Genomic DNA, 21,189 nt, shown 5'->3' with positions numbered 1-21,189 from the left:
GCATGCGTGACATCCACGAACCAAGCCTCGCAGCGCGACCACCCCCGAAGCAAGGACGCACGGAAGCACGCGGGCGGTGTACGGCGCAGCATGGCGGAAGCAGGGTGGCGGATTCGGAGCGGACGCGGGCCGGTGGAATCACGCCGGTGCATGTCGGGCACCCCCACTCACCTCTCGAGGACGGTTGGTGGACACACGGACCCGGCCGGCCGCCTCACGGCTTCACCGGCGTGAGAGCGGGCCCCGGCGGCTCCGGCTTGCGCTCCGGATCGTCGAGCAGGATCGCCAGATGGCGCCCCACATGGTTGTCCCACCCCTCCGGCCCCATGGCCAGTGCCTCCTTGCGCCAACGTCCGGTCCGCTCCAGCAGCCCGGCCAGCCCCCGGTCCTGCACGATCTCGGCCACCGCCTCCTTGAAGGCGGGATCCGCGCAGTCGCCGCGGTGCCAGATCATGGCCGGAACACCCGCCCTCAGCCCGGCCAGATACTCCTGGCGGCTGGTGGCCGAGTCCGTGCCCGGCGGCTCGCTGAGCACCAGACAGACGGCCTGCTCGTCCTCCTTCAGCTCCCGCTCCAGATGGAAGTGCGAGTGGCCGGGGCGGTTCCAGTACGAGTGCGTCTCCGCCGGACGCTCCTTGAACTGGCGCCACTTGTTGTGCCAGGGGCGGTGCCACGCGGCCTTGCGCAGGCGTTCGAAACTGCGCACGAGGACCGTGTAGTCCATCACCAGGGGGGTGGGCGAGTCGGAGTCCGCCTCTTTGTGCCACCACTCGACGGGTTCCCCCAGCAGCTCCCACGGAAGGATGAATTCCAGTACGACCGGTTGCCGCAGGTCCGACCAGCGCTCCTCGGTCTGCTCGATGAGCGTGTCCACCTCGGCCGGCAGGTCGTCGCGGTGCAGATGGAGTGTCTCGCCCGGCACCGGGTGCCAGCTGTCGGCGTCCGACTGGCGCCAGTGCGAGAGGTAGTACCGGTCGGGGTCGACGCCGTCCGGCTCGAACTGGATCATCAGATAGGCGGGCATCAGCGAGGCCGGCTGATCGGTGAGGCTGTCGCGCTGCCACTCCGCCATCTGGTCCTCGAAGCCCCACGTGCGGGCCTGCCCGCGGTTCCAGCGGCGCAGCCGCTCGGCGGCCTCGCGCAGCCCGTCCTCGACCAGTTGGTCGGCGGCCAGCGACAGGAACGCCATGCTCACGGGCAGCTCCCGCGCCGCCGAATTGCCGCCGGCCAGGCGTAAGAACACCGCCCAGCCCGTGTCGCACCAGGCGGGCAGCTCCTGGGTGCGCGAGCGGCTGGCCCGGCGCGCCATCGCGGCCAGCGTGGCCGCGGAGCGCAGTTCCATCAGGTCGGGGCGCAGCGGGTGCAGATCGGCGCCGTCGAAGAAGTCGACCGCCTCCCACTCGTCCACCAGGCGGTGCAGCGCCAGCACGGTGACGGACTGCTCCTCCACATAACCGAGGCAGCGCACCAGGCAGGGCAGCCCGTCGGGGATCCGCGCGCACACCTCCACGAGCTGCAGCAGATACGGGCGCAGCGCCCTGTTCTGCAACGGCTCGACGGACGTGCCCAGTTCCTGGCTCAGCATGGTCACCAGCAGCTCGGCACTGGTCGGGTGCCGCAGGGTGGCCGATCCCTGGAGCACGTCGACGACTTTGGCCACCAACTCGTTGCGTACCCGCGCTGGGTTCCGCCCTTCCACCCCCGTGACCTCCGATCGCCACCTGTCGCCGTCCGTTCCCACTGACGGTGCCGACCAGCGTACGACCACCCGTCCCCCCACGTCAGGGTGTTGGGACAGCGCGGCGACCGTACCGCCTCGGCGCCTGTGTCAGCGTTCTCCCTCTTCTTCCTCCCCCGAGATCAGCACCTTCACGTGTGTCCCGTCCGGGGCGACCAGCTCCGGGTGCAGGGTGAGGCGGATCCGATGGGTGCGCGAGGACTCCACTCCGCCCTCGGCGCCCGCCTCGACCACCCAGAACCGCACCTTGCCGTTCGCGCCGCCCTTGCGGCTCACCACGACGTCCGCCTCGACCTCGACGGGCCCGAGCTCGAACCGCACGACACCGGACGGGCCCCGGGTCAGGGCGTCGTTCAGCTCCTGGCCCAACTCACTGATCATTTCAGCCAGTTCGATCACCTGTCGATCCTATCGGGGGAGGGCGGTCCGACGCAGGGTGAAAGGGCGTCAGTCCGCCGAGACCCCTGGTTTCGATCCGAACGGAGCCGGTGCCGCTCCCCGTCGCTCACCGGGAGGCGTCGCCGGTGCCGCACGCGGTTCGTACGCAGGGCCATACGGGTGATGCCGCGTCACCTCCTCTTGATTCACGGTCACCCTGCTGGCGTACTGCAAGTACCAACCAGTTGGGCCGCCCATCCCTCCGCTGGGGAGCGAGGCAGCCGACTGGGACCGTACGGCCCCAGCTCGCGACGTCGTGACGGGCACCCTGGTGGGGAGACGGATCCTTCAGCTGACGCCTCGGCACTCCTGGCGCCGGCTTGTGCCGCGGCTCAAGGACCCGCTGAGAAGAGGAACGCAGTATGGCCAGCATCACCGCAGTCAACACGGCAACCGACGGCAACCGGGGCGGGACCGGGGACGCTCTGACGATCACCGGCAGTGGCTTCACCGCGGTCGGCTCCACCGTGAGGGTGAACTTCGCCGCCGCGTCGGAGACGATCGTGGTCAACGGCACCGTCGCCACCGCCACCACGGTCACCACCACCGTCCCGACCCTGACCGGCGCCGGCGTGTACAGGGTCTCGGTGACCATCCCGAGCACCAACTCAAGCAGCAACAGCCTGACCTTCTACGACATCGCCGCCCCGGTGTGCGATTCGCTGAGCGTCACCACCGGGATCGTCACCCCCACGACGCCGACGAACATCATCGGGACCGGCTTCGCGGGAGCGTCGGCGACGGACGTCAGCTTCGGCACCAGCAACCCGGGCACGACGGGCTTCTCCGTGACAGGGGACACCCTGATCACCTGCATCCCCCCGACCGGAGGCACCTTCGTGACGGCCACCGAGACGGTGGACGTCACCGTCACCAACCTCGGTGGCACCAGCCCCGTGACCAGCAACGCCCAGTTCACCTACTACAACCCTCCCGCCCCGACAGCCGCGAACCCCGCCACGAGCGCGGCCGTCGACCTGCCCCGCTCGGTCGATGTGACCGGCAACTTCCTGGGCGAGGCCAGCGGCGTGGAGTTCTTCCTCACGGGCACCACCACCGGCGGGACGCCCGGCACCGACCTCGTGCCCATCGGCGACGGAGAGATCCTGATCACTGCGCCCGCTCTCGCCGCGGGAACCTACTGGATCGCGGTCACCACTCCGGGAGGTACGAACGTGGAGGCCGGGTCGGCCACGCTCACTGTCACCTGACCACGACTCCCCGCACTCCCGATGGTTCTCCGGTACTTCACCTCTACAGGGCCGTGCCGGTCACCGTGCCCCGGCTCCGGCCGGGGCGCACCGCAGTCGGCACACACGAAAGGGCCCTCCATGACTCCGGTGATCAGCGCCCTCAATTCCGACCAGGGCCCTACCACGGGCGGGAATCCGGTCACCATCACCGGCACGGCTCTCACGGGCGCGACGTCGGTGCGGTTCGGGACGACGTCGGCGTCCTTCAGCGTCGTGAGCAGCACGCAGATCACCGCCATCGCGCCGCCGGGGACACGGCCGGTCACGGTCACGGTGTCGACACCGGGGGGCATCAGCAACGGCCTCGTCTACACGTACGTCTCCACTCCCGCCCCTCAAATCACGGCCCTCGCTCCCGTTCAGGGTTCCACGGCGGGTGGGAACGCGGTGGTCGTCTCGGGCTCCGCGTTCACCGGTGCGACGAGGGTCTCGTTCGGTGGTGCGGCGGCTGTCTACAGGGTGGACAGTGATGGTCAGATCACCGTCACCGCGCCGCAACACGCGGCGGGTTCGGTCGACGTCACCGTGACCACTCCGAGGGGCACCAGCAACGTGGTCGGCTATACGTACGTCTCCGTTCCTGCCCCTCACATCACGGGTCTTGTTCCTGTTGAGGGTCCGACTGCGGGTGGGAACGCGGTGGTTGTCTCGGGTTCGGCGTTCAGTGGTGCGACGTTGGTTTCGTTCGGTGGTGTGGCGGCTGTGTTCACGGTGGATGGTGATGGTCAGATCACTGCTGTGGCGCCGCAGCATGCGGCGGGGTTGGTCGATGTCAGGGTGACCACCGCGAACGGTGTCAGTAACGCGGTCGGCTACACGTATGTCCCCGCGCCGGTCGTCAACAGCGTCGACCCCGGCCTGGGGCCGGTGGCAGGGGGGAACACCGTCACGATCTACGGCACTGACCTGTCGCTGACCAACTCGGTCACGTTCGGCCCCGGCACCGGCACAAACCTCGCCGTGACCTCGGACAACGAGATCACGGTCACCGCTCCCCCGGGGACCGGAACGGTCGTCGTCACCGTCACCACACCGGGTGGCAGCAGCCCGTCCGACCAGGGCAACCCCTACTACATCTATGTTCCGGTCCCGCATATCACCAGCATCGCCCCCGACCACGGACCGACCTCCGGGGGAACCGGTGTCCTCATCTCCGGGAGCGGTCTCACCTTCATCGACGACGTCTCCTTCGGGGCCGGCCCGGCGGCCTCCTTCGCCCCGATCTCCGACGACCAGGTCGTCGCCACCTCTCCGGCCGGACCGGCGGGGACCCTCACCGTCACCGTGCACTCACCGGGCGGGACCAGCAACGGCCTCTCCTTCACGTACGAGCCCTGAAGCGCTCCCCCGTGTAACCGGACCGAGCAGGCAGCACCGCCGCCCCGCCCGGCCTCGCCGCGGTGGTGGTCCTCGTGCGACAAGACATCAACAGCCGAGCCCGCGGAGGACAGCGTTCGTGGCATATACCGGCCGAAAGATTGACAAGCCATAACTCACCGGTTTTTCCCGCCGTTTACCTCCGTGCGGGCGAGTGCCCGCGATCAAGTCTGGAAGGCAGGGAACCTATGAAACGGGTTACCCGAAACGGTGTGATCGCCCTCGCGGCCGCCTCGGGTGCGATCGCTGTGGCGGGGCCGGTGTACGCCGACTCCACGGCGGACGGCGCCGCGGTCGGCTCGCCGGGGCTGATCTCCGGCAACGGGATCCAGCTCCCCGTACACGTCCCGGTGAACGTGTGCGGGGACACCGTGGACGTGGTGGGGCTGCTCAACCCCGCGATGGGCAACAGCTGCGCCAACACCGGAGGCGGCACCAAGACCGGGGGCGGGGCCACGGCCGCCTCGGCGGAGAAGGGCTCACCGGGCGCCGTGTCCGGCAACGGCATCCACCTGCCGATCGACCTGCCGGTCAACGTCAGCGGCGACAGCGTCAACGTGGTGGGGCTCCTCAACCCCGTCTTCGGCAACCACTCCGAGAACACGTCGAGCACCCACGCCACGCAGCCGGTGACGCCCCCGCGCGGCACCCCGCCGCGCGCCGAGCACCCGGCCCGGCCGCACGTGCCGCCCACGCGCCCGGTGCCGGAGCCGTCCGCGGCCGTCCACCAGCCGCCGGGCACCCTTGCCCACACCGGCGCCGACGGCACGCTCACGGCCGCCTTCGCCGGCGCGGCCTCGCTGGTCGGCGGCGCGGCCCTGTACCGGCGCTTCCGCGCGGGAGCGACGCGCTGACCCCCAGCCGCCGCGACAGCGGGCAGGCCCCGTGGGACGTGTCCCACGGGGCCTGCTCCGTCACCGGTCCTGGCGACCCGTCACCTGCTGTCCCGCCGCGACACCGCCAAGAACGCCACGAACGCGACGATCGCCACGGTCCACGACAGGGTGACCGGGCCCAGCCCCCAGCCGAGGCCCCCGCGCCCGGTCGGTTCGGCCATCCAGTCCGCGAGCGAGGCGCCGAGCGGGCGCGTGATGACGTACGCCGCCCAGAAGGCGGTCACCGCGCCGAGGAGGCCGCCGCGGTGGGCGAGGGCCGGGACCGCGATGGCGACCGCGAACAGGACGACCGAGCCCAGGTATCCGAGGCCGACGGTCGCGGTGAGGTCGCCCGCCGCGGTGCCCAGGGCGAAGGTGGCGAGCACGGCCGCCCAGTAGAAGGACTCCCGCCGGCGGGTGCGCACGGTGTGGATCGACAGGGTCCGCTCGGCGGCGTACCAGAGGGCGAAGACCGCGGCCAGCGCGACGAGGAAGAGCGGCGTGGACAGGGTGTACGGCACACCGAGGCCCACGTGGAGCACGTCCGCGGCCATCGTGCCGAACACGCTCACCATGACGATGGCCGTCCAGTAGATCCAGGCCACGTACCGGCGGACGGCGAACTGCAGCACGAGGGCGGCGACGAACGCGAGGCCGCCGAGGCCGACCGCGGGAATCGGGCCCAGCACCCGCGCCAGGAGGTCGGAGGCGGTCTCGCCCATGCCGGTGGTGAGGACCTTGACGATCCAGAAGTAGACGGTGACCTCCGGCACCTTGCTCGCGCTCTCGCGTACGCGCGCGCGTATGTGCCCGTCGGGCCGGTGGTCGAGGACGTGCTCTGTGCTCATGTCACGCACCCTCGCACGCGCGGCAGACCGGCTCCCAGCCCCCTTTGCCATTGTTTTGTGGCCTCTGGCGCAGCCGTTGCCCGGCTCTTGCCGAATCCGCAGGCAACCTGTGACCTACGGTGGAAAACCCCTGGTCGGCAGCGGTGCCCGACCGGTGGCGATCAGCCGTCGGCCGAGGGTGTGCCGAAGGTGGCCGTGACGTCGCGCCCCTGGATGACCGGCGCCGAGAACGTGCCGCCCGAGATGGAGTTGTGGACGTCCCCGCTCGTGAGGGAGACCCGCCGGGCGGACTCGCCCCACCGCCGCAGCCGCTCCCCGAACTCCGCGTCGGCCGCGGCCCGCACCGCCAGCACGGCGCTCAACGCCCGCGCGGCCGCCGCGTCGCCCGGGTCCCGGGCCAGCCTGGCCAGCTCCGCCTCTCCGGACCCGTCCGCATCTCCCGGTCCGTCCGGCACACGCGCCCCGTCCGGCGCTCCGGCACGCCGGAACGGACGCCGCACCAGCTCCCCGAGCCCCGTCCACGCCTGCCGGCCCAGCTCCCCGCCGGCCCCTCCCGCCAGAGCCGTCAGCAGCCCCACCGATACCGGATCCATGTGCGACATCCTCCCCCGTCCCGTTCGTCCAACCCCTCCACTGTGCGGGGTGGACGCGCCGTCTTCAAGAGCGCCACGGGATGCCGCCATGGCCGGAATGTTCCCCGTGCCGAATACGGCGTGCCGTGTCAGGGCAGAGCTGGGTGACCGGTGAATAGGACAACGGGCGGGGGAGAAACGGATGGGAGCGACGGGAGAGGCCGGGCGGGACGGCGGAGTCGGGAACAGCATTTCGAGCGGCACCTTCGCGGGCCCGGTGGTCCAGGCCCGTGACGTCCACGTCCACATGCCGGCGAAGGAGTCGTTACCCGTTCCCCGGCAACTCCTCCCAGTACCCCATCATTTCACCGACCGCACAGCCGAACTCGCGCGACTCGACGACTTGTTGGCCGGTGAGGGCGACGCGCAGGCCGGGCCCGCGCTGATCGTGGTCAACGGTCCGGCCGGGATCGGCAAGACCGCCCTGGTCTCCCGCTGGCTGCACACCCATGAAGCGGCCTTCCCCGACGGTCAGTTGTACGCCGACCTGTACGGCCACGCGGCGGAGGGCCCCGCGGACCCGGCCGAGGTCCTCGGGCAGTTCCTGCGGGCCCTCGGTGTCGCCTCCCCGCCCGTCGGGCTGGCCGAACAGGCCTCGCTGTGGCGGTCGGTGACGGCCCGGATGCGCGTCGCCGTCATGTTGGACAGCGCCTTCACGGCGGCGCAGATCCGGCCGTTGCTGCCCGGGGGCTCCGGCGCCCTCGTGGTCGTGACCAGCAGACGGCGGCTGACCGGACTGCGCCTGGACGGGGCGGCGTTCTTCCGGCTGGACGCGCTCGGCCCCGCCGCCGGCCTGGAGCTGCTCACGCGCGGGGTGGGCGAGGAACGCGTGGCGGGTGAACTCCCCGCCGTGGAACAGGTCGTGGAGCTGTGCGCCGGCGTCCCCCTGGCGGTGTGCCTGGCGGCGGCCCGCCTCGCCGCACGCCCCCGGCAGTCCATCGCCGCCCTGGCCAGTTCCCTCGCGCCGGACACCGACCGGCTGGCCGCACTGGAAGTGGAAGGGGAGATCACGGTGAGCAAGGCCCTGGACGCGTCGTACGCGGTGCTGGACCCGCGGGCCGCCCGTCTCTACCGCATGCTGGGCACGCTTCCCGTGCCCACCTTCGACACCCGCACGGCGGCCGCGGGCTGCGCCGAGAGCGAGCAGTGGGCGGAACGCCGGCTGGACGAGCTGATCGAGGCCAACCTGGTCGAGGACATCGGCCCCGACACCTTCCGCTTCCATGATCTCGTCCGGGTCCACGCCCGCGCCCGCGCCGAGTCCCACGACGGCGAGGACGACCGGGCCGAGGCGCTGCGCCGTGTCGCCGACTGGTACCTGCGGACGACCACCGCTGCCGAACGTCTCATCACCCCGGCCCAGCTGACCCTCCCGAGGACCTACGCCCATCCGTCCTCGCCGCCCGCGCCGTTCGACACCGAGAAGGGGGCGCTGGACTGGCTCGACGCCCACCGCCACCACCTGATGGCCCTGCTGCGCGCGGCCGCCGGGCGGGGCTGGCACACCACCGCCTGGCAACTGGTCGACGCCATGTGGCCGTTGTTCCTCCGGCTGCGCTACTACGACCTGTGGGCCGAGGCCCACACCATCGGTCTGGAGGCCGCGCGCGCCGACGGGCACGCCGAGGCCGAACGCCAGATGCTCAACTCCGGCGCCATCGGCCTCTCCGCCGCGGGGCGCACCGAGGAGGCCGCCGTCTGGTACACCCGGTCCCTGGAAGCCGCCCGCGCCGCCGGTGACGTCCGTGACGAGGGGCAGGCCCAACTCGGTCTCGGCTCCTGCCACATGGCCGGAGGCCGCACGGACGAGGCGGTGCGGCACCTGAACCTCGCCGTGCGGGTCTGGGAGGAGTGCGGCTATCGCCGGGGCGTGGCGCTCGCCGGCATCCTGCTCGGCGAGACCGCCCTGCGCCGGGACGATCCGGTCCGGGCGGTCCCGCTCTTCGAACAGGCCCGGCGGATCCTCGTCGAGGTGGCCGACCCGCACGACGCCACCCGGGCCCTGGCCTTCCTCGGCCGGGCCCATGCCCAGGGCGGGCAACACGCTCTGGGCATGGCGGAGTTGACCGAGGCACTGGCGGCGTTCCGAGCCTCCGGCGCCCTGCACTGGCAGGCCCGCACCCTGGAGATGCTGGGGCGGAGCGCACAGGAACAGGGCGACGGCGACGAGGCCCGCGCGTACCTCGCCGAGGCGCGCTCACTCTACGAGGTCACCAGCCCCGCCGACGCGCGCCGCCTGGAGTGAGCGCACGCGCCGGCCGCCGTCGGACCGCCCCCGGTGCCCTGCCGCAGGGGCCGTACGTACTCCAGTTCCGCAAGTGAGCGCCCCCGGACCAGCCACGCGTGCAGACAGGACGCCAGCAGCGGCTGGTCGGGGCCGACCGCGCCGGCCACGACCCGCGGACCGCCGCCGTTCCCGCCACCACCGGCCGAGCCCGTCAGGGCCAGCCAGCCGCCGCCGGTCACGGGCGCCGCGGCGAGCGCGCACGACGGATGGCGGGCCGCCACCCGGGTCAGCCAGTGCGCCGCCGCGGCCAGGGGCCGTGGCCGCACCGCGTACAGCACGTCGGCGCAGGCCAGCCGGCGGTTCTCCAGGGCCGCCTCGGCGTTCACGGCGTAGTGTTCGTCGCCCTCCGGCACCGCCCGTGACCCGGACCGGACTCGACCGGCCTCGGCGATCACCTCCGCACCGGACCCCGCCGACCCCATGCGTACCCGCAGCACCGGACCCGCCCACGGAGCGGCACCGAACGCCTCTCCGTCCGCGGGCAGCAGCCGTACGACGACCAGGCCGCTCATGCCGGCACCTCCTGCCCCGCCGTCGGCCGGGCGCTCAACGGCGCCGGCGTCGGCAGCGCAGCGGTGACCGGCGCATGGGCGGGCTGCCCGAGCCCGAGGGTCCGGTACAGCAGCCGCCGCATGTTGCGGTGGAACCGCCCCGGTTCGGAGGTGATGCGCGCGCTGATCGCCGCGTACTCCTCGCGCCGGTACTCGGCGGCGGCGTAGTGGAGTTGGTCGACCAGCGGGTGCACCGGGGACAGCGCCGGTGCCGTGAGGGCGAGCGCGGCGGCCGGGGAGGCGGGGTTGATGTCCTGCGCCGGTGACGACGCCAGCAGGATCGGTGCCTGGGTGAGCGTGCCGTACAGGGTGACCGACCCGTGGTCGCCGATGATCCAGTCCGCGGCGATCAGCACACTGCGCCACTCCGCCTCGGGCGGCAGCAGGCAGATGCCCAGCCGGGCGCAGCGCTTCAGCCAGGACCTGACCTGCCAGGCGCCGTGGCCGGACCACACGTTCGGGTGGGCCAGGACGACGCAGCGGTACCGCTCGCCGGGCAGTTCGGCCAGCAGCCGGGGCAGCAGCGCCTCGAACCGGCCGAAGGAGGACCGCGCGCCCCAGGTGGACGCGACGACCACCAGCTTCTCCGACTCCCGCAGCCCGAGGGCCGCGCGATAGTGGTCGCGCAGCGGCAGGCTGACCGACATCCGGTCGTACACCGGATCCCCGACCACATGGGCGAGCGGTACCGCCTCGGGGCAGTGGCGGGCCAGCTCCGCGAGGTCGGCGCGGTGCGGCATGACCACGGCGGCGGGCAACTTCCCGCCGGGCGCGACGTCCTGCCGGCGCAGTCCGGCGACCCCGGGTTCGGTGGCCGAGGGAACGAGTTTGAGGTAGGCGGCGCCGTGCGGCAGCGTGATCAGGGGCGCCGAGAGCCGCTCGACGCCCCTGGGGCCCGCCGCCACCGCGACGTCGAAGGGCAGGCGCGCGGCTTCCTCCCACGGCAGCACCGCGCAGCCGAGCCGCCGCAGGAACCGCGGCACCTCGTCGCCGAAGACGTGCGGCGGCGCGGTGAACGCCACCTGGACCCGGAAGTCGTCCTCCACCAGCGACAGGATGTCGACCAGTCGTTTCGCGTAGGTGAGCGTGTGTGCGACGGTCAGGACCGTCTTGCGGTCGACCAGCGTCCGCCATTCCCGGCCGGTGGCCGACGGATCCGCCTGTGAACCCAACGCCGACATGCTGTACCCCCGTCTCTCCCGAGTGGCCCCCTGCGGGCCGTTGCTCCGGATCTGCCCGGTGGACCGGACGGAAGCCTTGCCGGCGCCTTGCAAAAACCTTGCGGGGAAGGGGAGTCGGGCGCGGCCCGGTGCCGGGGCGGGTCGGCCGCCCCGGCACCGGAACCGGGTCAGTACACCAGGCCCACGTGGGCCAGTGCCTGCTTCAGCAGCGCGCCGTGGCCGCCCGGCATCTCGCTCTGGAGGGCCACCGACGCGGCCTCCTCGGGGCTGAACCACACCAGGTCCAGGGCGTCCTGGCGGGGACGGCAGTCACCGGTGACCGGGACGACGTAGGCGAGGGACACCGCGTGCTGGCGCGGGTCGTGGTACGGGGTGATGCCCGCCGTCGGGAAGTACTCGGCGACCGTGAAGGGCTGGAGCGAGGCGGGGACCCGGGGCAGGGCCACCGGTCCGAGGTCCTTCTCCAGATGGCGCAGCAGCGCGTCGCGGACCCGCTCGTGGTGCAGCACCCGCCCGGAGACCAGGGTCCGGCTGACCGTACCGTCCGGTCCGATGCGCAACAGCAGTCCGATGCTGGTGACTTCACCGCTGTCGTCGACCCGCACGGGCACGGCCTCGACGTACAGGATCGGCATCCGGGCCCTGGCCATCTCCAGCTCGTCCGTGGTCAGCCAGCCGGGCGTGGTCTCGGTCATGTCAGACATTGCTTGATCATACTTTCCGGGTGGGGCGTCCGCGGGGATCGCGGACCGGTTCGATACGGGCGGTCCGCACAGGCGGCGGGCGTTGTCGCGGCCGGTCCGGGACGCGATCCGCGGGGCGTCGGACAGGGGTCGACTCATCCGCGTGCACACGGCTTCGCCGGCCGCTCCGGCGGGCGCCATGGTCAGTACGTCCAGCGGTAGGCCGCCGCCACCTGCGCGTCGTCCAGCTGCTCGGCGGCGGCCGCCTCACCGAGGCGTACGGCGCTCACCGCGTCCGCGAGGACCGGGCCGAGCGCGGCCCGCAGCACCTCGTCCGCGCGGAACTCCGCCACCGCCTCGGGCAGGGCGGTCGGCAGCCGTCGAACGCCGAGCGCCGCCGCCTCGTCCGCGCCGTAGCGGGCCGGGTCGCCGGTGACCTCCTCGGGCAGCGGGCGTTTCGCCGCGAGCCCGTCGAGTCCCGCGGCGATCAGACAGCCCAGCGCCAGATAGGGGTTGGCGGCCAGGTCGACGGGTTTCACCTCCAGGTTGGCCTCCTGCCCCTGCCGGCCCGCGCTGCCGGTCACCAGCCGGAGCGCCGCCTCCCGGGTCTCGCGGCCCCACGCGGTGAACACGCCGGCCCACTGGGAGGGCCGCAGCCGCAGATAGCTGGCCGGGCTGGGCGCGGTGACCGCCGTCAGCGCGGGCAGGTGCGCCAGGATCCCGGCGGCGAAGGACTCCGCCTCGGGCGTCATGCCGTACCGGCGTTCGCCGCCGGCGTGCAGGTTGGCGCCGTCGTGCCAGCAGGACAGGTGCACATGGCCGCCGTTGCCGACGCTCCCGGCGAGGACCGCGGGGGAGAACGACACCCGCAGCCCGTGCCGCTGCGCGACCGCCCGGACGGTCTGGCGCACCAGCAGGCTGCGGTCGGCCGCCGCCACCGGGTCGAGGGCGCCCGTCGACAGTTCGAACTGCCCGGCCGCGTACTCGGGATGGACCTGTTCGACGTCCACGTCCTGGGCGTCGAGCGCGCCCAGCAGATCGGCGAGGTAGTCGCCCAGCTCCACCTGCCGGATCGCGCCGTACGCCGGTCCGGACACCGCCGGCACGAACTCCCCGGCGGGCGCCGAGCCGAGGCCGACCGCCCACTCGACCTCGATCGCCGCCTTGAAGGCGAGCCCGTGCCGCTCGGCCGCCTCGGCGACGGTTCGGCGCAGGAAGGTGCGGGCGCAGCCCGGGTGCCGTTCGCCCTCCTGTGTGATCCGGTCCACCGGTGCCCACGCCCAGCCGGGCTGCCCGGCCAGCGCCACCAGGGGGTCGAGGTCGGGGTAGAGCCGCAGATCGCCGTCGGGGGAACCGAGGACGTCGGTGGTGACGATCGAGTCGTCGGCCAGGAAGGTGTCGAACACCGGGGACATCCCGACACCCCAGGAGACCGCCGCCTCCAGGCGCGCCGTCGGGACGGTCTTCACCCGGGTGACGCCCGCCGTGTCCACGTAGGCCAGGACGATGCCGCGCACGCCCCGGGCGGCCAGCGTGGCGGTGAGGGAGGCGACCCGGCTGAGGTCGGCGGGACGGCCGCCGGGCACGGGGTCGGCGAGAGTGGTCATACGTGTCCTCCGCGGGCGGGGCCCGGTGGGGTCGGGGGTACGGGTGGTTCCGGTGGGGGACGCCGTCCGCGCTCGTGCGCGGCTCCGCGGCATGGCACGAGGGCCGCGTCCCGCGGGTGCACCGCCGCCGCGACGTCAGCGCTTCATCGCGAGCGCGCCGAACTGCGGCACCGCGGCGGCGCCCGGCTCGGCGCGCCACTGGGAGCAGGGCACCAGGCCCGGCTCGGCCAGGTGGAGGCCGTCGAGGAAGGAGGCGATCTCGGCGCGGTCGCGGGCGATGATCGGCGGGGTGGCGTGGGCGTTCCAGAACTCCATCGCGGCGACATTGCCCTCGCCGCCCACCTCGGTGTCGGTGGTGGGGTGGGTGAGCACCAGGTGGCTGCCGGAGGGCAGCGCCGCCATCAGCCGCCGCACGATCTCCCGTGCCTCGTCGGTGTCCAGGACGAAGTTGACGATGCCCAGCATCATCAGCGCGACCGGCTGGTCGAGGTCGAGGGTGTCGGCGGCGCGCCGCAGGATGGTGTCGGGATCGTGCACATCGGCGTCGACGTAGTCCGTGACGCCCTCGGGGGAGCTGGTGAGCAGCGAGCGGGCGTGCACCAGCACGATCGGGTCGTTGTCGACGTACACGACCCGCGACTCGGGGGCGACCCGCTGCGCGATCTCGTGGGTGTTCTCCACGGTGGGCAGGCCGGTGCCCACGTCCAGGAACTGCCGGATGCCCTGTTCGGCGGTGAGGTGCCGCACCGCCCGCGCGAGGAACTCGCGGTCCGCGCGGGCCACCTCGCGGATTACCGGGAACATCCCGGCGATGTGCTCGCCGACCCGTTGGTCGACCTCGTAGTGGTCGCGGCCGCCGATCCAGTAGTTCCACACCCGGGCGTTGTGCGCCACGGACGTGTCGAGCCGCGCTCCGGTGGTCCCAGCGTCACCGTCGGTCACGTCTTTCGCCCCTCTGTCGTGCGGGTGCCCGCCGTCATTGTGCCGCCGCCCGATCGCGCTGTCCCGGGAACCGCGCACGGTCGGCGGTTCGGGGCGGCCCCGGGACGTTCTCCCCCATGAGGGACACTGGACCGGTACCCTGACCCCGGCCGGAAGCAGGACATGTCCGCCATACCCACGCCCCTCCTCGACGTTCCCGGCCTCCCGGCGGGCCCCGCGGACATCCGTCTCATCGTCACCGACATGGACGGCACGCTGCTGGACGACGACAAGCGGATCCCGGCCGGCCTGTGGCCGATGCTCGCCGAACTGCGGGGGCGCGGGGTGCTGTTCAGCCCCGCCAGCGGCCGCCAGTACGCCACGCTGGCCCGGCAGTTCGCGGACGTCGCCGAGGGCATGGTCTTCATCGCCGAGAACGGCACCTACGTGGTCCGCGACGGCGCCGAACTCAGCTCCGACCCGCTGGATCGCTCGGTCGCGGCCGGGGTCGCCGAGGCGGTACGGGGGCTGAACGCGGCCGGCGGCGACGCGGGCGCCGTCGTCTGCGGCAAGCGGGCCGCGTACGTGGAGCGGACCGACGAGGCCTTCCTGGCCGAGGTGCGCCGCTACTACGTCGAGCACCGCGTCGTCGACGACGTCACCGCGGTGGACGACGACGTCATCAAGGTCGCGGTCTACGACTTCCGGTCCGCCGAGCGCTCCACCGCGCCCGCGCTCGCCCCCTTCGCCGGCACCCACCAGGTCGTCGTCTCCGGCGAGCACTGGGTCGACGTCATGACCCGCACCGCCAACAAGGGCACCGCCCTGCGCGCCCTCCAGCGGACCCTGGGAGTCACCCCCGCCCAGACCATGGTCTTCGGCGACTACCTGAACGACCTGGAGATGCTGGACGCCGCCGAGTGGTCCTTCGCCATGGCCAACGCCCACCCGGAGGTCGTCCGCCGGGCCCGCCACCTGGCACCGTCGAACAACGAGAACGGCGTCCTGCGGACGATCTCCCGGGTTCTCGGGCTGTGACCCGGCCGGCGCGCCCGGCTCGGTCCGGGCCGTCGGCCGGGGTCCCGCGACGTCCCGCTATGCCGCGCTCGGCGGGGTCACCTGGGCGCGGCGCCGGCGCGCGCGCACGACGGAGACCGCGCCGCTGAGCAGAATGACGAGCAGGGCGCCCACGCCCGCGGGCGAAACCGGATACAGCAGTGACACGGTCATCTTCAGCGCGCCGGGAAGCAGAGCCACCGCCAGCCCCGCGGCGGTCAACCGGTCACGCCTGCTGAAGAGCAGAGCGGCCGCGAGGATCCCGGCCCAGAGGGCATGGGTGAGGGGAGGGCCCCCCACCAGAGGGTGGTAGACGCCGACGAGTTCGGCCACCCACAGCACGGTGGTCAGGGCGGTGGTGCCCGCGATCGCGGTGCGCTGCGGCCGGGAGGAGCCGAGCAGGTCCCCGGGCGCGGCGAGGACCACGGCGCCGGTGAGCAGCGGCACGATCAGGTTCAGCGCGGCGCCCGCGTAGGTGTCGTGGAAGGAGTGGGCGAGCAGGAGCAGGGGAAGGTCGGCCAGCCGCAGCAGCGTCGCCGGCACGACCAGCGTCCGGGCCACGCCCCAGCGGCCGGTCCAGACAGCCGTCAGCGCGGCCAGCCAGAACAGCGGCACGAGTCCCTGGTCGGCCAGGAGGAGCGCACCCGGGAACGAGGACGAGGGCAGGCCCCGCACGCCGGGGGTGTAGAGCCACAGCAGGCTCGCCACGCTGCCGCCCGCGGCGGCGGCGACGGTCAGCGGTGCCGCGTGCGCGAGGACCTGACCGGCCGTCCGGTCGGAGCCCAGACCGGTACGCCGCCGCAGGCCGTGGCCGGCGACGTCGAGCGCCTCACGCAGCCGGCCGAGCGGGCCGGCGTCCTGTGTCGCCTCGGTGTAGATCGCGGTCAACTCGGCTTCGTGCTCGGCGCGGTAGGCGGCCGGATGGAAGCGCACCGCCCAGCGAAGGGCGCGCGGCGGGCGCTGCTCCGTCATGCGAGGGCTCCCTTCGGGCGGGTGGCGGTGGCACGGCGGGCGGCCATCCGGCGCTCCGCCTCGGCGACGACGGTGCGCAGGCGCTCGGTCTCGGCGGCCAGCACGGAGCGTCCGGGCTCTGCGAGGGCGTAGACCTTGCGTGCCCGGCCGTCGACGACCTCCTCGCGTTCGACCCGGATCAGACCCTGTTGGAGCAGCCGGTCCAGCGCGCCGTAGAGGGTGCCGGTGCGCATCCGCACGCGGCCCCGGGAGATCGCGTCGATCTCCTGTATCAGTCCGTAACCGTGCCTGGGCTCGTCGGCCAGGGCGGTGAGGAGGAGCAGCGTCGGCTCCTGAAGCGGTCGGTCACTCATGCCACCTATATATATCGGCGACCGGCATATGTTGTCGAGTGGAGTGTCGGCAACGCGGCTCCGAGGGCCGATGCGCCGCCTCGGCGGAGCTTCCGCCCCGCGGGGTCCGCGATCTGGAGGCCGCCATGTCGAACCGCGGTCGGTGGCAGGCGGTTTCGCCCGGCACGGCCGGTATGCGGTCAGCGCGACGTCAGGGACCGGTCAGCGGTACCTGACACTGTTGTTCCTGTGACCGGCACGGGAGACCGGACGTCGGGAACAGGGAGAGGTGCCCGGAGTGGTTGATCGGGGACCAGCGAGCTCGGCTCACGGTCGGGCCCCCTCGGGGGCCCACGCAGGTTCGAATCCTGCCCTCTCCGCCGGAGCCCCCGTCGGCGTCCTGGGACCGCGACCGGCTCCTTGAGAAGCGGCCCGCCCAAGCCGCGGTCACGGTGGCGAGCAGGCCACGGATTCGGCCACGTCGCTGCCGGCCGGTCCGGCCGAGAGGTCGACCAGGTGCCGGACGTGGACATGGACCGCCTTCACGAGCGGGTGGCGGGCAGGCTCGGGACGGACCCGCTCCGCAACGGCGGGCGCTGGACGGTCAGTCAGGGCGGAGCCTTCGGAAGGGACACGTCGGCGTGTCCAACCCGCCCATGAGGACGCCGCCGCCGACGACCCCGTGCAGACAGGGGCCGGCCGCGGCCCGGACCCTCGGCGGCACGAGCCTCGTCAGCGCCGCCGGACCCTCGGCGGGCGGGCCCGCGACAGGGCCGAGCGGGACCGGCGTCTCCTCACTGTCAAGGTGTCTTCGGACGCGCGACGTCCGCGGGCCTGTCATGCTCCGGGCCGGCGGAGTCGGTGGATGAGAGTGCGGCGAGGAGCCGGAGTTTTTCGTCGCTGTCGCTGTCCCTGTCGGGGTAGTAGACGACGAGGATGACGTCCTCGATGGGGAGTTTGTCCCGGTGGAGGCGCAGTTCACCGACGACGGGGTGGTGGACCGTGGTCGTGCCTCCGTCGAGACCGCGGACGTCGTGGCGGGCCCACAGGGTACGGAACCGCTGACTGGACAGCGCGAGTTCTCCGACCAGCTCGACGAACCGGGGGTTGTCGGTGTCGTCCCCGATGGTGGTGCGAAGGGCGGCGACGAAATCGGCCGCGGCCTTCGGCCAGTCCAGGTGGAAGGCTTGTTCCTCCGGATCGAGGAAGAGGGAACGCAGCCGGTTCTGGCCGGGCCGCAGGCGGGGGGAGAGCGCGACGGCCATGGGGTTGGAGGCCAGGACGTCGAAGGCGCGCCCCTCGACGAACGCGGGGATCTGGAGGTGGGCGAGCAGCTCGTGCACCCGGGCCGGTACGTGCTCGGGCCGCCTGCGGCGCGGCGCCCTGGGGCGGGCCGCCGCGAGGCCGAGCAGATAGGTCCGTTCGACGTCGTCGAGCCGCAGCACGCGCGCGAGTGATTCGAGTACCTGGGGTGAGGGGTTCTTGTCACGGCCCCGTTCCAGGCGCAGGTAGTAGTCGGGACTGATGCCGGCGAGCAGGGCGACCTCCTCACGGCGCAGGCCGGGCACGCGGCGGTTGCCGCCGGGCGGGAGTCCCGCCTGCGCCGGGGAGACCAGCTCGCGCCGGGCCCGTAGGTAGCTGCCGAGCCGGTTGCCGGATTCCTCGTCCTTCATACCCACACCGTAGTGCGATGTGCGTGTCCCAGAGGGGGTCCTGGCAGGACCAGGGAGGACGGGGGCCCTGCCGCACTCGGCGGATGCCGTCAAGACTGCAGGAGCACTGTTTCGAATGAGGCAGAGAGCATCACTGTCTGTGCCGGGCTTGAACGCCGTCGGCGCCCTGGACTGAAGGGAAGATCTCGTGGATCTCTCCAACCGCACCGTTCTCGTCGTCGGCGGAACCTCGGGTATCGGGCGAGAGCTGGCCCGCCGATTCGCCGCGGCGGGCAGCACCGTGGCCGTGGGCGGCCGCAGCCCGGAGGCACTCGCGGAACTCGCCCGGGAAGGATTCGGCACGTTCCGCATCGACGTCACGGACACCGCCTCCGTCGCGTCCTTCCGTGAGGCCGTGCTCGCCCGGTACCCCGGGTTGGACACCGTGGTGACCATGTCGGGCGTCATGCTCCTGGAGGACCTGCGCGACCCCGCGCACTTCGAGGCGGCGGAGACGACGATCGACACCAACCTGCTCGGCACCATCCGGGTCATCGACGCCTTCACCCCCCACCTGATCCGGCGAGGCACCGGCACCTTCGTCACCGTCACGTCCGGAATCGCCTTCCTGCCGTTCCCGCCCATGCCCAGCTACGCCGCCTCGAAGGCCGCGGTGCACGCCTACTCCGAGGCACTGCGCGCGCAGCTCGACGGCACCGGTGTCGGCGTCGTCGAACTCGTCCCCCCGGCCGTCGCCACAGCGGGCCAGGAAAAGGTCAACCCGCACGCGCTGCCGCTCGACGACTTCGCGACCGAGGTCATGCACCTTCTCGCGCAGGACCCCACCCCGCACGAGATCCTCGTGAAGGGCGTCCTCATGCACCGCTGGGCCGAGCGCGACGGCACCTACGACGACCTCGTCGCACGGCGCTCCCAGGCTCTGGCCATGCTCCCCGGCCGCGCGGGCTGACGCCCTTCCCCCACGGGACGCCTCCTCACTCGTCGCCCCGGGCGGCCGACGGCCGGCCACGCGTCCCGTGCCCGGAGGCCCGCGCCGCCGGGCGGCGACGGCCGGGCGGCGGACCCGTCCGGAAGCGGGCCGACGACCCCGGCCGGTCCCGGGCGGCGGCGGGCGGAAACACCACCGGGCACCTGCCCCGGGCCACCGCACGCTGCCGGTACGCCGCCCGGCCCCGGGCCGTCCCGGCAAGGCGTCACGCGGCGCGCTGGAGGCAGTCCTCGACCACGGCCTTGTCGAGCGCCGCCCGCACCAACGCCGCGGCCAGCACGGCCGGTTCGGTGTCCTTCGCCAGCTTCGTCAGCTTCTCCGCGTCCTTCGGCAGCCCGAGCCGTTCGGCGCCGTCGAGGGCCTTGCCGTCCAGGTAGGGACCGACGTCCGGCCACACGCGCTGCGCCTCGCGCAGGAAGATGTCGGCACCGGCCGGGCCGATCCCCGGCTCCTCCTGGAGCAGCCGCTTCAGCTCCCCGGTGTCTCCGCCCGCCTCCTCGTGCAGCCGACGCAGGTCGCCGCCCCACCGTTCGCTCAACAGCTCGGCGCCGTCCCCCAGTTGGGTCGCCGTCCGCTCGTCGTAGCGCCGGTATCCGCCCCGGCCCAGCGCGTCGACCCGCCGCTGCCAGTCCGCGTCGGCCATCCGGCTCGGACTGTCCAGCCGGTCCTCGTGCAGGGCGCGGGCGGCAGCCACCGCCACGGAGGCCCGGATCCGGGCGCTGAGCAGCAGTGACAACACCAGTAGCCGGTACAGCGGCTGCGGCGTGTCCGCCAGCCGGATGCCCGCCTCCTCGGCGTACGTCCGCCCGTACCCGGACACCAGTTCCCGTACGACGCGTTCGTCCCGTTTCATGGCTGCCGCTCCCTGCCGCTTTCTGCCGCCGGGGCCACTAGCTAGGGCTTGAGCGGATCGTGGCCCAGTGTCATCAGCCGGTGCCGTCGCCGGGTGTCCTCCGGCGCCCGTTCCGGCTCCGGCTCGTCCTCCACGTCCACCAGGCCTCCGACGGTGTCGACGACCTTGTACATCACGCGGACGTCGTCGTCGGTGAGATCGGTGCGGCGCTTCTGGAGGATGGCGAGGACATGCCGACCGGTCGCGGTGCCCGCCTCGTCGGGCAGCGGCTCCGTGTCCTCCTCGGCGTCGCGGACCCTGAGCCAGGCCGCGAGTTCCGCCGAGGTCATGTTCACCACGCGGTGGAAGTCCTCCCACAGCGCCTCGGTCTCCAGGGCGTCGGCCATGGGGCTCCCCTTTCCCTGCGGGTCGTTCGATGCGGGTCGTTCCCGACGGGGTCGGTGTCAGTGCGTCTGACTCTCCGCCGCGAACATCCAGCGCTCCTTCTCCAGGTCGGCGGTGATCGAGATCAGCAGGTCCTGCGTCACCGGATCGGACTCGTCCGTGGCGGCGATCCGCTCGCGCAGCCGCCCGACGGCCGTTTCCAGGGCCGAGACCATCAGCTCGACCACCTCGGTGTCCCGCAGCCAGCCGTCCTTGGCCCCGGGCAGCGCGAAGGTCGCGGCGATCGTCTCGGGCCGGCCGTCCGGGGGCACGCCCAGCGCCGCGGCACGCTCGGCGACCGTGTCGGAGTGGGCACGGGCGGTCGCCACCACCTCGTCCAGCTGGAGGTGGATCGAGCGGAACCGGGGACCGACGATGTTCCAGTGCGCCTGCTTCCCGATCAGTGACAGGCCCAGCAGGTCCACCAAGGTGTCCTGGAGGGCGGTCCCGGTGACACCGAGGGCCTTCTCGGGCAGCGTGCTCTTCACCGCGGTCATGGTG

At 72.7% G+C, this 21,189-nt stretch carries 21 protein-coding genes and 1 pseudogene; 7 read left to right on the top strand and 15 right to left on the bottom strand.

Annotation, left to right across the window (positions count from 1 at the left end; translation table 11 throughout):
• Positions 1-214: 214 nt before the first annotated feature.
• Complete coding sequence (locus QSK45_RS00250; RefSeq protein WP_285552006.1) at positions 215-1,660, bottom strand: VMAP-C domain-containing protein; 1,446 nt, start codon at positions 1,658-1,660, stop codon at positions 215-217.
• A 168-nt stretch (positions 1,661-1,828) separates the two neighbouring features.
• On the bottom strand, positions 1,829-2,137 hold the full coding sequence (locus QSK45_RS00245) for a trypco2 family protein (protein WP_285552000.1): 309 nt from the start codon (positions 2,135-2,137) through the stop codon (positions 1,829-1,831).
• Positions 2,138-2,538: 401 nt separating this feature from the next.
• On the opposite strand from QSK45_RS00245, the gene QSK45_RS00240 reads away from it, so the two are divergent.
• The 3 genes from QSK45_RS00240 (at position 2,539) to QSK45_RS00230 (ending at position 5,660) form a co-directional block, all read left to right on the top strand.
• The gene (locus tag QSK45_RS00240) at positions 2,539-3,387 is read left to right on the top strand and encodes an IPT/TIG domain-containing protein (protein WP_285551999.1); all 849 of its coding nucleotides are present in this window, start codon (positions 2,539-2,541) and stop codon (positions 3,385-3,387) included.
• Between the two features lie 129 nt (positions 3,388-3,516).
• Positions 3,517-4,767: an IPT/TIG domain-containing protein gene (locus tag QSK45_RS00235; protein ID WP_490993487.1), complete on the top strand. Its 1,251-nt coding sequence runs from the start codon at positions 3,517-3,519 to the stop codon at positions 4,765-4,767.
• A 251-nt stretch (positions 4,768-5,018) separates the two neighbouring features.
• The gene (locus QSK45_RS00230; RefSeq protein WP_285551998.1) at positions 5,019-5,660 is read left to right on the top strand and encodes a chaplin; all 642 of its coding nucleotides are present in this window, start codon (positions 5,019-5,021) and stop codon (positions 5,658-5,660) included.
• 80 nt (positions 5,661-5,740) lie between these two features.
• On the opposite strand, the gene QSK45_RS00225 is transcribed toward QSK45_RS00230, so the two are convergent.
• A complete protein-coding gene (locus QSK45_RS00225) occupies positions 5,741-6,529 on the bottom strand; it encodes a COG4705 family protein (protein ID WP_285551997.1) in 789 nt (262 codons plus the stop codon).
• 161 nt (positions 6,530-6,690) lie between these two features.
• Entirely contained in the window at positions 6,691-7,122 is a 432-nt protein-coding gene (locus tag QSK45_RS00220; RefSeq protein ID WP_285551995.1) for a hypothetical protein, read from the bottom strand.
• A gap of 181 nt (positions 7,123-7,303) precedes the next feature.
• Between QSK45_RS00220 and QSK45_RS00215 the strand changes: the two genes are divergently transcribed.
• Positions 7,304-9,406, top strand: coding sequence for a tetratricopeptide repeat protein (locus QSK45_RS00215; RefSeq protein ID WP_285551994.1), 2,103 nt, complete (start codon positions 7,304-7,306; stop codon positions 9,404-9,406).
• Here QSK45_RS00215 and QSK45_RS00210 read toward each other — a convergent pair.
• From QSK45_RS00210 to QSK45_RS00190, 5 genes are all read right to left on the bottom strand, one after another.
• A complete protein-coding gene (locus QSK45_RS00210; protein WP_285551993.1) occupies positions 9,364-9,960 on the bottom strand; it encodes a hypothetical protein in 597 nt (198 codons plus the stop codon). The two genes, QSK45_RS00215 and QSK45_RS00210, sit on opposite strands and share 43 nt — an antisense overlap.
• Positions 9,957-11,180 carry a hypothetical protein gene (locus tag QSK45_RS00205; protein ID WP_285551991.1) on the bottom strand — a complete coding sequence of 408 codons (1,224 nt, stop codon included), beginning with the start codon at positions 11,178-11,180 and terminating at the stop codon, positions 9,957-9,959. Before QSK45_RS00205 ends, QSK45_RS00210 begins: the two co-directional genes overlap by 4 nt.
• A gap of 167 nt (positions 11,181-11,347) precedes the next feature.
• The gene (locus QSK45_RS00200) at positions 11,348-11,875 is read right to left on the bottom strand and encodes an NUDIX hydrolase family protein (RefSeq protein ID WP_285553337.1); all 528 of its coding nucleotides are present in this window, start codon (positions 11,873-11,875) and stop codon (positions 11,348-11,350) included.
• A gap of 191 nt (positions 11,876-12,066) precedes the next feature.
• Positions 12,067-13,470 carry a glutamine synthetase family protein gene (locus QSK45_RS00195; protein WP_285551990.1) on the bottom strand — a complete coding sequence of 468 codons (1,404 nt, stop codon included), beginning with the start codon at positions 13,468-13,470 and terminating at the stop codon, positions 12,067-12,069.
• A 135-nt stretch (positions 13,471-13,605) separates the two neighbouring features.
• Positions 13,606-14,412 carry an SAM-dependent methyltransferase gene (locus QSK45_RS00190; RefSeq protein ID WP_285551988.1) on the bottom strand — a complete coding sequence of 269 codons (807 nt, stop codon included), beginning with the start codon at positions 14,410-14,412 and terminating at the stop codon, positions 13,606-13,608.
• A 162-nt stretch (positions 14,413-14,574) separates the two neighbouring features.
• Here QSK45_RS00190 and QSK45_RS00185 point away from each other — a divergent pair, with 162 nt between their 5' ends.
• A complete protein-coding gene (locus QSK45_RS00185) occupies positions 14,575-15,429 on the top strand; it encodes a Cof-type HAD-IIB family hydrolase (protein ID WP_285551987.1) in 855 nt (284 codons plus the stop codon).
• Positions 15,430-15,486: 57 nt separating this feature from the next.
• Here QSK45_RS00185 and QSK45_RS00180 read toward each other — a convergent pair whose 3' ends face one another.
• Together QSK45_RS00180 and QSK45_RS00175 are read right to left on the bottom strand one after the other, a co-directional pair.
• Positions 15,487-16,419 (bottom strand): hypothetical protein, encoded by a 933-nt coding sequence (locus tag QSK45_RS00180; RefSeq protein WP_285551985.1) that lies wholly within the window; start codon positions 16,417-16,419, stop codon positions 15,487-15,489.
• Positions 16,416-16,772 carry a PadR family transcriptional regulator gene (locus tag QSK45_RS00175; RefSeq protein WP_285551983.1) on the bottom strand — a complete coding sequence of 119 codons (357 nt, stop codon included), beginning with the start codon at positions 16,770-16,772 and terminating at the stop codon, positions 16,416-16,418. The genes QSK45_RS00180 and QSK45_RS00175 overlap by 4 nt, the downstream gene beginning before the upstream one ends.
• Before the next feature lie 262 nt (positions 16,773-17,034).
• Here QSK45_RS00175 and QSK45_RS00170 point away from each other — a divergent pair.
• Positions 17,035-17,131 (top strand): annotated as a pseudogene (locus QSK45_RS00170).
• A gap of 420 nt (positions 17,132-17,551) precedes the next feature.
• Here QSK45_RS00170 and QSK45_RS00165 read toward each other — a convergent pair.
• Entirely contained in the window at positions 17,552-18,424 is an 873-nt protein-coding gene (locus QSK45_RS00165; protein WP_285551981.1) for a helix-turn-helix transcriptional regulator, read from the bottom strand.
• 187 nt (positions 18,425-18,611) lie between these two features.
• Between QSK45_RS00165 and QSK45_RS00160 the strand changes: the two genes are divergently transcribed.
• The gene (locus tag QSK45_RS00160) at positions 18,612-19,373 is read left to right on the top strand and encodes an SDR family oxidoreductase (protein ID WP_285551980.1); all 762 of its coding nucleotides are present in this window, start codon (positions 18,612-18,614) and stop codon (positions 19,371-19,373) included.
• Between the two features lie 244 nt (positions 19,374-19,617).
• Here the strand turns inward: QSK45_RS00160 and QSK45_RS00155 are convergent, their stop codons facing one another.
• Genes QSK45_RS00155 through QSK45_RS00145 form a run of 3 tightly spaced genes read right to left on the bottom strand, consistent with a single transcriptional unit; the run spans position 19,618 to position 21,185 of the window.
• Positions 19,618-20,265, bottom strand: coding sequence for an endonuclease (locus QSK45_RS00155; RefSeq protein ID WP_285551979.1), 648 nt, complete (start codon positions 20,263-20,265; stop codon positions 19,618-19,620).
• 41 nt (positions 20,266-20,306) lie between these two features.
• Positions 20,307-20,651, bottom strand: a complete 345-nt coding sequence (locus QSK45_RS00150; protein WP_285551978.1) for a DUF3140 domain-containing protein — start codon at positions 20,649-20,651, stop codon at positions 20,307-20,309.
• Between the two features lie 57 nt (positions 20,652-20,708).
• Positions 20,709-21,185, bottom strand: a complete 477-nt coding sequence (locus QSK45_RS00145) for a Dps family protein (RefSeq protein WP_285551977.1) — start codon at positions 21,183-21,185, stop codon at positions 20,709-20,711.
• Positions 21,186-21,189: the final 4 nt, after the last annotated feature.

Origin of the sequence: Streptomyces hygroscopicus subsp. hygroscopicus (assembly GCF_030269125.1) — a bacterium.
GTDB classification, from domain to species: domain Bacteria; phylum Actinomycetota; class Actinomycetes; order Streptomycetales; family Streptomycetaceae; genus Streptomyces; species Streptomyces hygroscopicus_C.
This window is presented reverse-complemented; position numbering and strand designations above follow the sequence as displayed.